The organism is Streptomyces sp. 15-116A (genome assembly GCF_025290915.1).
Lineage (GTDB): Bacteria > Actinomycetota > Actinomycetes > Streptomycetales > Streptomycetaceae > Streptomyces.
Map to the genome: position 1 here is coordinate 1 of NZ_JAOCQE010000249.1, position 9,581 is coordinate 9,581.

The window sequence follows — 9,581 nt, forward strand, 5'->3', positions numbered from 1 at the left end:
CCGTACGACCGCCCGATGCGGGCGTGACCGGCCGCTGCCCCGCTCCGGGCTCACCGCCCCATCGACGGCGCCATACGCCCACCGACGGCACCGTGTACGGCACCGCTGCCCCGCCCCGAGCCCTGCCCCGAGCATCCCCGCCCACATGCCGACGGCGGCCCGCCGCACAGCGCAAGGCGGGCCGCCGTCGGAGGGGCGGTGCCGGAACTCAGGGCCTGGGCGGCCCCACCGCCCGGTCAGCGGGGCGCGGTGAGGGTCACGGCTTGCGGCCCACCGCCCCGTACCCGGGGATCACCCCGTCGTCCTGGCCCGGTACCGGGTCGCCCAGTTCCGGGTGCCAGCGGTGGGGGACCTCGATGCCGGGTTCGATCAGGTCGAGCCCGGTGAAGAAGCGGGCGAACTCCTCACGGGAGCGCAGCGCCAGGGTGACGCCGGCGGCCTTGAGCTTCTCGGTGGCCGCCTGCGACTCCTCCGGGGTGAAGTCGGCCGTCGCGTGGGTGATGACCAGGTAGCTGCCGGAGGGCAGCTCGGCCAGCAGCCGTGCGACGAGTTCGTGCGCGCCGTCCTCGTCGGGGACGAAGTGCAGCAGCGCGATGAGCGACAGGGCGATCGGCCGGCTGAAGTCGAGCACCTTCCGCGCGCCGTCGAGGATGGTGTCCGGGTCGCGCACATCGGCCTGCAGGTACTCGGTCGCGCCCTCGTCCGTGCCGCGCAGCAGGGCCACCGCGTGGGCGAGGACGATGGGGTCGTTGTCGCAGTAGACGACGCGCGCGTCGGGGGCGATCCGCTGCGCGACCTGGTGGAGGTTGGGCTCGGTGGGGATGCCGGTGCCGACGTCGAGGAACTGGCGTATGCCCTGACCGGCCAGCCAGTTCGTGGTGCGGTGCATGAACGCGCGGTTGACACGTGCCATGACCGGCACCCGGGGATCGAGGGCCAGCATCTGCCGGCCCATGGCCTCGTCGACCGGGTGTTGTCCTTCCCGCCGAGGTACCAGTCGTACATCCGCGCGGGGTGCGGCTTGCTCGTGTCGATCTCGACGGGGTGCTGCCCGGTCATGAAGGACTCCATAACTCTCTGCAACTGTTAATGATCAATTCCGTGCCACCAGGACAAGCCAGGAACCAGAAGCCAGGAACACCATCACGCTCCTCAGGAGACCAGGAAATCCGCCTCCCCCGCCTTGGCTCCTTCGATGAACGCGGTGATCTCGTCGGAGGTGTAGATGAGCGCCGGCCCGTCCGGGTCGGTGGACTGCCGTACGGCGATGCGGCCGTCGGCGAGCTTCATCGCCTCCAGGCAGTTGCCGCCGTTGCCGCCGCTCCACGGCTTGTGCCAGCCCTCGCTGCCCAGCTCGCGCGCGGGCATGCCGTTGTAGATCCGCTCGGCGCGGATCCGCGGCTGGGGGCGGGGTTTGATGCGTTCCATTCACAGCTCCTTGCGGAGACCCCTGAGGATCTCCTTCGTGCGATGTGCCGTAGCGGCCTGTGCCGCCATGCGGTCCATGACCTCGAGGTAGGACGCCACCTCGGCGCGTCCGTCCAGGTAGACGGCGCCGGTCAGGTACTCGCTGTAGACCATGTCCGGAAGTTCGGGCACGGCGAATCGGAACAGCACGAACGGCCCGTACGTCCCCGGATGCGGCCCGCTCGCGAACGGGGCGACCTGCAGGGTGACGTTGGGCAGCTTCGTGGCGTCGAGCAGTTTGTCGATCTGCGCGCGCATCACCTCCGGGCCGCCGATCGGGCGGCGCAGGACGGTCTCGTCCATCACGACCCACAGCCGGGGCGCATCCTCACGGGTGAGCAGTTCCTGCCGTTGCATGCGCAGGGCGACGTGCCGCTCGATGTCCTCGGGCTGGGTCTGGCCGATGGCGCCCGAGCGCAGCACTCCGCGCGCGTACTCCTCGGTCTGCAGCAGTCCGGGCACGAAATGGGGCTCGTAGCTGCGGATGAGGGAGGCCGCGCCCTCCAGGCTGACGTACATCGAGAACCAGCCGGGCAGGACGTCGTGGAAGCGCTGCCACCATCCGGGCCGGTTGGCCTCCTCCGCCAGTTGCACGAAGGCGTCGGCCTCCTCGTCGGAGACGCCGTACGCCTTCAGCAGGAGCTGGAGGTACGGGATCTTGAGGGCGACCTCGGCCATCTCCATACGGCGGACGGTGGCGGGGGCGACACGCAGGATACGCGCCGCTTCCTCGCGCTTGAGCCCGGCGCGTTCCCGCAGGTCCAGCAGGCGCCGGCCGAGGACGACCTGCCCGACCGTCGGCGCGGACCGGGGTTCGCTCACGCTCCACCTCCACGAAAGGAATCCCTACAGCCCGGCGGCGCCATGCGAGACCACCGTCTCGAACATCCGTTCACGGGAACAGATCTCCGGTGATCTCAACTGGCGCCGCGCGAGGTGCTGTTGCGAGCAGTGTGCCACGCCCGTCCAGACCGTCACACAGCACTCTGCATTTTTCAGAGTGACACTTGCCAAGTGTTCTCGGCGGGGCGATAGTGGCAAGCGTGATTCCGTCCGTGCCCTTAGGAACAGACGCCGCCGCGGGCCCCTTCGGTCTCGGCGCCGCCTCGGAAGCCGGCCCCGCGGGGGCCGCCGCCGAGCGACGGTTTCGGTTCGAGCTGGCCGCGCACCCGGGTTCTCCCGCGCAGGCCAGACGTCTGACGAGGGCCCGGCTGACCGGCTGGTCGGTGTGCGAGGACACCTGTGACACCGCGGCCCTGGTCGTCTCCGAGCTGGTCACCAACGCCATCGTGCACACCGCGAGCAGCCACATCGTCTGCGAGCTGCACGACGGCGACGACCGCGTGCGCATAGCCGTGCAGGACGAGGGCTGCGCGCCGGGCCGGCCGCAGGCCAACGAGCGGTCCGAACCGGACGACGAGCATGGCAGGGGACTGCTGCTCGTCGACGCCCTGTGTCACGCCTGGGGTGCGCACGAGCACGGTCCTGGCCTGCTGGTCTGGGCCGAGCTGCCGCGCAAGGGTGAGGGCCCCCGCGACCCCGGCGAGCCGCGCAACGACCTGGGCTGGGGCGCCCGCCCGAAGCCCGGTCCGGCGGGCGGCTCGGAGGACGACGACGAGGCGGAGGGGCGCCGCCGCGAGACCGGGACCCTGCGCACACCTCCTCCTCAGCAGCGCCGGGAAGGAGGGCGCGCGTGACGGGCGCTCGGGTGCTGAGCCTGGACACACTGGTCCGACTCCGGCGGATGCGCGCCGGCGAGCCGCACACGATCGACACACTCCGGCGCCTGCCGGTCCCCGACGGGATGACGACCCCCATGGGCTGCGACGCGGTGGCGGTGCCCGCCCGCCTCGGCCCGCTGGTCCTGCCCCGGCTGCCCCGCGTGGGGTGCGTCTACGCCGATGAGGCGCACTGGTGGTGGCTGGTCCCGTCGGACTCCGACTACGCCATGGAGTGGCCGGCCCCCGCCCGCTACACCACCGGCGCGCTCCTCCCGGACGCCCCCGCCGCCGTCCCCGGCCTGATCCACCGCCCCGCCGGCACGCTCCCCTACACCCCGCCGATCCCCCTCTACCTCGCCCTGTGCCGCCTGACGGACACGAAACCGACGTGGTCCCGGGCGGCCGCGTAGACCCCACGGGCGGCTGAGTCGCTCGCTCCCCCGCCGGAACCTGACGGCCGAGTCGTCCGCTTGTGCGCCCGTACGCTTCCCGCGCTCCGCCGCGCGCCCTGCCCGTACGCGACGCGCACCGCGATAGTGACCGTTCCGCGAGAGGACGCCGGGGGGGGCGCGATGGCGAACACGGGAGATCCAGGCCGGTCGGTTCCAGGGCGCTGGAAGAGACGCCGCAGACGGCGCGAGGACACCGGCGAGCCGCCCGTGTCCGAGTCCGAGCGGCTGCTCTTCGGTGGGGCCCTGCGGTACGACATGGGGTGGAGCCAGCACCAGGGCGCGCTGCTGGAGCTGGGCTTCCGGGCCATGGTCAAGCGGCTGCCCGGCATGCTCGCCGTCAGCTTCCGGCTGGCCCTGCAGGCCGACCCGCGGGCCGCGCGGACCGTGCTGGCCGCCGAGATCGGCCGCGGCCTCGCCCAGGCGGTGAGCCTGCTCGCGGTCAACAACGCCCTGGGCCGTCTGCTGAGCGACGGCCCCATCGAGGAGCGGCTGCGCGGTGCCGTCCCGGCCCTCGTCACCGTAGCGGCCGTCACGCTGGTCGCCGCCCTCCTTCGCGCCGCCGCCACCTACGCCACCGGGCGTCTGGAGCCCAAGGTCGAGCGCGTCGCGACCGAGCTGTATCTCGAACGCGCGGCGGCCGTGGAGCTCGCCGCGATCGAGGACCACGCGTTCCACAAGCTGCTGGACACCGCTCAGTACGGCGCCATGTCCGCACGCCGGATGATCATGTACGGCACGCGCGTGATCAACGCGATGATCTCCCTGATCGCCGCGGCCGGCGTCCTCACGATCCTGCACCCGCTGCTGCTGCCGCTCCTGGTGACCATGACCCTGCCGAGCGCCTGGGGCGCCCTGACCATCGCGCGCCGCCGCTACGCCTCCTTCCACACCTGGGTGCAGCACGTCCGCGCCGGTCATCTGATCAGCGGCCTGCTCACCGAACCGGAGGCCGCCCCGGAGGTCCGCGTGCACGGCGTCGGCCCCTTCCTGCTGCGCCACTTCCGCGCGATGTCGGAGACGGCCGAGGCGGAGCAGGCCCGGCTCGCCCGGCTGGCGGCCCGTACGGGGCTGATCGCGGCGGCCTGGACGGGCCTCGCCACGGTCGCGACGTACGCCACGCTGGGCGCCCTGCTGCTGGCCGGGGCGATGGCCCTGTCGGTCGCCGGCACCGCAGTGATCGCCATCCGCACCGGCTCCTCCAGCCTGGACACGCTCGTCCTGGAGGTGAACCAGCTGCACCAGGAGGCGCTCTTCGTGGGCGACCTGCAACGCCTCTACGTCGAGGCCGCCGAGCGCGCCATCCCCGTCGGGGGCCTTCCACTGCCGGAGGACCCCCGGGAGATCCGCTTCGAGAACGTCACGTTCCGATACCCCGGCGAGGCCACCCGGCCCGCCCTGGACGATGTCTCGCTCACCGTCCCGCTGGGCCGGATCGTGGCGCTGGTCGGCGAGAACGGCTCGGGCAAGACGACCCTGGTCAAGCTGCTCGCCGGGCTGTACAAGCCGGAGCGCGGGCGGATCCTGTGGGACGACGTGGACGCGGCGCGGGCGGACCGGCACCGGCTGGCCGAGCGCATCGCGATGGTGGCGCAGGACTTCAAGCGGTGGCCGTTCACCGCCCGCGTGAACGTGGCCGTGGGGCGTCCCTCGGCGCCGCTGAGCGAGGAGCGGCTGGCCTCGGCGGTCGCGGAGGCCGGGGCCGAGGCGGTGATCGCGGATCTGCCGCGCGGCCTGGACACGCTGCTGGCCCGCCAGTTCAGCGGCGGGCACGAGCTGTCCGGCGGGCAGTGGCAGCGGCTGGGGATCGCGCGGGCGGCGTACCGGCGCGGGGACATCCTCATCGTGGACGAGCCGACGGCCGCGCTGGACGCGCGGGCCGAGCTGGAGGTCTTCGATCGCATCCGGGCGCTTGCGGGCAGTGGCCAGACGGTCGTGCTGATCACGCACCGGCTGGCGTCCGTGCGCCACGCCGACCTGGTGCACGTGCTGGACCAGGGCCGGCTGGTGGAGTCCGGCACCCCGGACGAGCTGCTCGCCGCGGGCGGCCTCTACGCGGAGCTGTACGCACTCCAGGCGGAACAGTTCACGGCGGCCACGGAAGCCCCGGCCGCCAAGCCGCGCTGATGACGCTCACCACGAGCGCCACTGTCATCCAGCCCCGCCCCGTCACGCTGCGTAGCGTCGCTCCCCTTCGCCCTTCAACGCCTCACGCCGCCGCGTCACCGCTGCCGTCGCCGCTGCGGACGATCACCAGGAACATGTCTGTCGCGAGGTCCATGACAACCTCGGCGGGCAGGCCCTCGAGACGCCGCGCCTGCGCGAACTCCTCCGCCGGCCAGGACCCACGCGGCCCACCTGCGGGAAAGCGTTCGAGCACCGTTCGCCCGTTCACCCTGCCACCTCCATGTAGCGCTGTACTCGTAGAGTTAAACGCCAACCATGGGGCGAACGCCTCGTCCAGTGACGGTACTGAGACGTAGTTGACACTCGTTCACCGCCACGTGTGAGCCGCGTCTCAGCTTTTCGGGCTAATCGCTCACCTTCCGTATCAGTCGTCGTACTCGTCGTGATAGCGGATGCGCTCACTTCCCGCAGGCGCCCCGAGCGCCGACGCGCGCCCCTTGGGCTCCTCCCACTCCTCCTGCCGGCCGAGCGCGGTGAGGTCCAGCAGGCTGGTGGTGGAGCCGAGCCCGTCGAGGCCGCGCTCGTAGGTCGAGTAGGTGTGGAAGACCCGGCCGCCGTCGCGCAGGAAGCAGCTCAGCCCCGGCCGCTCGACCAGCTCGCCCTCGCGTTCGAGGGTCACCTCGAAGTCCAGGTTGAAGTCACCGGCGGGCGACGCGTACCAGGGCAGGGTCCAGCCCATCCGCGCCTTGAACGGCAGGATCTTCGGATACGGCGCCCGGGAGACCGCGGCGAACGTCGTCCCCCGCGCATGGAGATGGGCGAGATGTCCGATCTGGTCGAGAAAGGCCGAGCAGCTGCGGCACCCGGCGTCCCACTCCGGCGCGAACATGAAGTGGTAGACGACGAGCTGCTGCCGCCCCTCGAACAGATCGAGCAGCGTGGCCTTGCCGTCGCCGCCCTCGAACACGTACTCCCGGTCGATCTCGACCATGGGCAGCCGGCGCCGCTCGGCGTTGAGCGCGTCCCGGGCGCGGGTGAGGGCCTTCTCCCTGGCCAGCAGTTCCTCGCGCGCCGTGCGCCATTCCGCCCGCGAGACGATCTCCGGAAGCGACATGGTTCCTCCTGTGCAACGGTCCCGTCGCATGGGGTGACTGCGGCCCGCCGCGGAACTCATCGCTCGCTCGGAATTTTTCTTCCCGGAGTCTTTCCCCGCTCTTTCCTCAGGTGTCGTACTCCTGGATGCGCCGCCCGTGACGGCGGTCGACGAGCGCGGGCAGCCGCTCCCCCAGATCCCGCACCACCGACGGCACATCGATGGTGAGCAGCTCCCGGTCCCGCATGAGCACCCGGCCGTCCACGATGGTCGTGCGGACGTCGGAGGAGCGGGCGCTGTGCACGAGGGTCGCGGCGAGGTCGTGCACGGGCTGGGTGTGCGGGCCGGTGAGGTCGACCAGGACGAGGTCGGCGCGGCGGCCCGGTGCGATGCTGCCGATGCTCTCGCCGAGCCCGACCGCGCGGGCGCTCTGCAGGGTGGCGTGGTGCAGGGCCTGACGGGAGGTGAGCCAGCGAGGGTCCCCCTCGGTCGACTTCTGGATGATCGAGGTGAGGGCCATCGACTCCCATACGTCGAGGGAGTTGTTGGAGGCGGCGCCGTCCGTGGCGAGTCCGACGGGGATGCCGATCTCGCGCAGGGCGCGGATGGGCGTGGTGGTGGGCCAGGCGAACTTGAGGTAGCCGCGGGGCGCGGTCGCCACGGCCGTACGACCGCTCGCGCGGGCGAGGACGGGCAGGTCGCGGTCGAGGATGCCGGTGCCGTGGGCGATGAGCACGTCGGTGTCGAGGATGCCGGTGCGTTCCAGGACCTCGATGGGGGTGACGCCGTGCCGGGCGAGGCTGGTGTCGGTCTGGCCGCGGTTCTCGGAGGCGTGCAGGTGGACGGGCAGGCCGTGTGCGCGGGCAAGCTCCGCCGTGGCGGCGAGGTCGGTGTCGTCGACGGTGTACGGGGCGTGCGGGGCGAGGGCGGTCGTGATACGGCCGTCGGCGGCGCCCCGGTGCCGGAGCGCGAACTCCAGTGACCGCTCCCGCCCTTCGGGCCCCTGGGAGGAGAAGAATGCCTCGCCCAGCAGCGCCCGCATCCCGCACTCGGCGACCACGGCGGCCACCGCGTCCATGGCGAAGTAGTGGTCGGCGAAGCAGGTGACGCCGCCGCGGATCATCTCGGCGCAGGCGAGGCGGGCGCCCAGTTCGACGTCCTTCTCGGTCAGGTTGGACTCCACCGGCCAGACGACGTCGTTGAACCACTCCTCGGTCGGCAGGTCCTCGGCGAGACCGCGCAGGGCGACCATCGGGGCGTGGGTGTGGCAGTTGATCAGCCCCGGCAGCGCGACCTGCCCGCGGGCGTCGATCCACTCCCCCGCGGCCCGGCCCGCGACCGCCTCGGCGCGCGTCACCTCGGCCACGGTCCCGTCCCGGACGACGATCGCCGCGTCCTCCAGGAACCCGATGGCTTCCTGGTCGTCGTGCACGAGGACGGTGCATCCGGTGATGATGAGCTGAGCTGGACTCTCCACGTCAGAAGGCGTCATGACGACAACGTACGGTCATCAACCGGCCCGCGGCAGTCCCGGCAGGCGCACATCCACCTGGGCGTGATGCCCCCTCAGTTCCTCGGCGAGCCCGGCCAGTTGCTCGACGTGCCGTGACGTGAGCCGTCCCGTGTCGTCCAGGTGGACCGCGCAGGCCGTCACGGTGTCGGTCAGGCGTTCCAGTACGGCGACGGTGTCGTCCGCACCGTCCGCGTGCCGGGCGAGCGCGGGGAGCTCCGCGGAGGCGACGGCGACGACGGTACGCGCCTCGGCGAGCGTGCGGTAGGCCTCGCGGCGCAGGGCCCAGCGGGCGGCGCGGTCGCCGGACTCGGTGAGGACGTGCGCCAGATAGGCCTGTGCGGCGTCGCCCGCCTCCGTGAGCCGCGCGTGAAGGCCGGACGCACGCCGCCCCGCAAGCGGCAGATGCCCGACGAGCAGCACGATGCCGCAGGCCAGCAGCGTCTCGGCGATCCGGGCCCCGGAGGCCTGCGGCTCGCCGCCGACCATGACCAGGGCGAGGACGAGCACCGTGACGACGGCCGTCTGCGCGGCGAAGTGCCGGGTGGCGACCGGGATCAGCGCCCCGCTCACCGCCACGAGCGCGATCAGTCCCTCCGGGCGGGGCAGCACCGCCGCGAACCCGGCGAACAGCAGCGCCCCGAGCACCGTCCCGGCCGCCCGGCAGAGCACCCGGGAGGCGAGCGGCCCGAGGTCGGGCTTGACCAGGAAGACGGCGGTGGCGGGCAGCCAGTACCAGTGCTCGTGCGCCCCGAACCAGCCGACGTGATGCAGCACCTGGGCGGCGGCGACGCTCACCCCGAAGCACAGGGCGACCCGGATGCCGTACTCCCGTCCCCGCGAGCCGAGGAGCGTGCGCAACAGGTCGTTCCCGGAGCGCCGGCGCGTCCGTACGACCTTGGCCTCGCCCCCGTCGAACGCCTCGGCGGCGTGCAGAAGGGCATCGTCGAGGGCGCGCAGCGCGGGCACCGTACGGGACGGGGCGGGCAGCGGGCCGGTGGGGGTGTTGCCGCGGACGGCCGCCGCCAGCCGCCGGGGCCCCTGAGAGGCCCGCCCCGGCAGGGACTCCCCCGCCCAGGCCAGTGCCGTCGCCGCCTCGGCGAGGGGCAGTGCGGCGGCGTACTGCGCGTGCAGTCGCCGCTCCGTCGCGGAACTGGCGTGCCTGCGCAGCCGGGGCCCGGCCAGCGCGTCCTGGGCGTGATCGAGAGCGGCGG

The 9,581-nt window shown here is 72.5% G+C and carries 9 protein-coding genes and 1 pseudogene; 3 read left to right on the forward strand and 7 right to left on the reverse strand.

Annotation, left to right across the window (positions count from 1 at the left end):
• Positions 1-256: 256 nt before the first annotated feature.
• The 3 genes and pseudogenes from N4P33_RS28220 to N4P33_RS28230 all read right to left on the reverse strand — a co-directional run bounded on the left by N4P33_RS28220 (position 257) and on the right by N4P33_RS28230 (position 2,289).
• Positions 257-1,071 (reverse strand): annotated as a pseudogene (locus N4P33_RS28220) (SAM-dependent methyltransferase).
• A gap of 81 nt (positions 1,072-1,152) precedes the next feature.
• Positions 1,153-1,428 (reverse strand): DUF397 domain-containing protein, encoded by a 276-nt coding sequence (locus N4P33_RS28225; RefSeq protein ID WP_260829664.1) that lies wholly within the window; start codon positions 1,426-1,428, stop codon positions 1,153-1,155.
• Complete coding sequence (locus N4P33_RS28230; RefSeq protein ID WP_260829665.1) at positions 1,429-2,289, reverse strand: helix-turn-helix transcriptional regulator; 861 nt, start codon at positions 2,287-2,289, stop codon at positions 1,429-1,431.
• A 212-nt stretch (positions 2,290-2,501) separates the two neighbouring features.
• On the opposite strand from N4P33_RS28230, the gene N4P33_RS28235 reads away from it, so the two are divergent.
• The 3 genes from N4P33_RS28235 to N4P33_RS28245 all read left to right on the forward strand — a co-directional run bounded on the left by N4P33_RS28235 (position 2,502) and on the right by N4P33_RS28245 (position 5,764).
• Positions 2,502-3,164, forward strand: coding sequence for an ATP-binding protein (locus tag N4P33_RS28235; protein ID WP_260829666.1), 663 nt, complete (start codon positions 2,502-2,504; stop codon positions 3,162-3,164).
• Positions 3,165-3,211: 47 nt separating this feature from the next.
• Positions 3,212-3,598, forward strand: coding sequence for a hypothetical protein (locus N4P33_RS28240; RefSeq protein WP_260829671.1), 387 nt, complete (start codon positions 3,212-3,214; stop codon positions 3,596-3,598).
• Between the two features lie 297 nt (positions 3,599-3,895).
• Positions 3,896-5,764 (forward strand): ABC transporter ATP-binding protein, encoded by a 1,869-nt coding sequence (locus N4P33_RS28245; RefSeq protein ID WP_260829672.1) that lies wholly within the window; start codon positions 3,896-3,898, stop codon positions 5,762-5,764.
• 82 nt (positions 5,765-5,846) lie between these two features.
• On the opposite strand, the gene N4P33_RS28250 is transcribed toward N4P33_RS28245, so the two are convergent.
• The 4 genes from N4P33_RS28250 to N4P33_RS28265 form a co-directional block, all read right to left on the reverse strand.
• Positions 5,847-6,032, reverse strand: coding sequence for a hypothetical protein (locus tag N4P33_RS28250; protein ID WP_260829667.1), 186 nt, complete (start codon positions 6,030-6,032; stop codon positions 5,847-5,849).
• 156 nt (positions 6,033-6,188) lie between these two features.
• The gene (locus N4P33_RS28255; RefSeq protein WP_260829668.1) at positions 6,189-6,878 is read right to left on the reverse strand and encodes a DUF899 domain-containing protein; all 690 of its coding nucleotides are present in this window, start codon (positions 6,876-6,878) and stop codon (positions 6,189-6,191) included.
• Positions 6,879-6,984: 106 nt separating this feature from the next.
• Positions 6,985-8,349 (reverse strand): amidohydrolase, encoded by a 1,365-nt coding sequence (locus tag N4P33_RS28260; protein WP_260829669.1) that lies wholly within the window; start codon positions 8,347-8,349, stop codon positions 6,985-6,987.
• Between the two features lie 18 nt (positions 8,350-8,367).
• A partial coding sequence (locus N4P33_RS28265) for an FUSC family protein (protein ID WP_260829670.1) occupies positions 8,368-9,581 on the reverse strand: 1,214 nt, incomplete at its 5' end.

Coding starts and splice junctions, on each gene's coding strand:
- N4P33_RS28225 (WP_260829664.1), bottom strand. CDS start 1,428: ATGGAACGCATCAAACCCCGCCCCCAGCCGCGGATCCGCGCCGAGCGG.
- N4P33_RS28240 (WP_260829671.1), top strand. CDS start 3,212: ATGCGCGCCGGCGAGCCGCACACGATCGACACACTCCGGCGCCTGCCG.
- N4P33_RS28255 (WP_260829668.1), bottom strand. CDS start 6,878: ATGTCGCTTCCGGAGATCGTCTCGCGGGCGGAATGGCGCACGGCGCGC.
- N4P33_RS28260 (WP_260829669.1), bottom strand. CDS start 8,349: ATGACGCCTTCTGACGTGGAGAGTCCAGCTCAGCTCATCATCACCGGA.
- N4P33_RS28245 (WP_260829672.1), top strand. CDS start 3,896: ATGGGGTGGAGCCAGCACCAGGGCGCGCTGCTGGAGCTGGGCTTCCGG.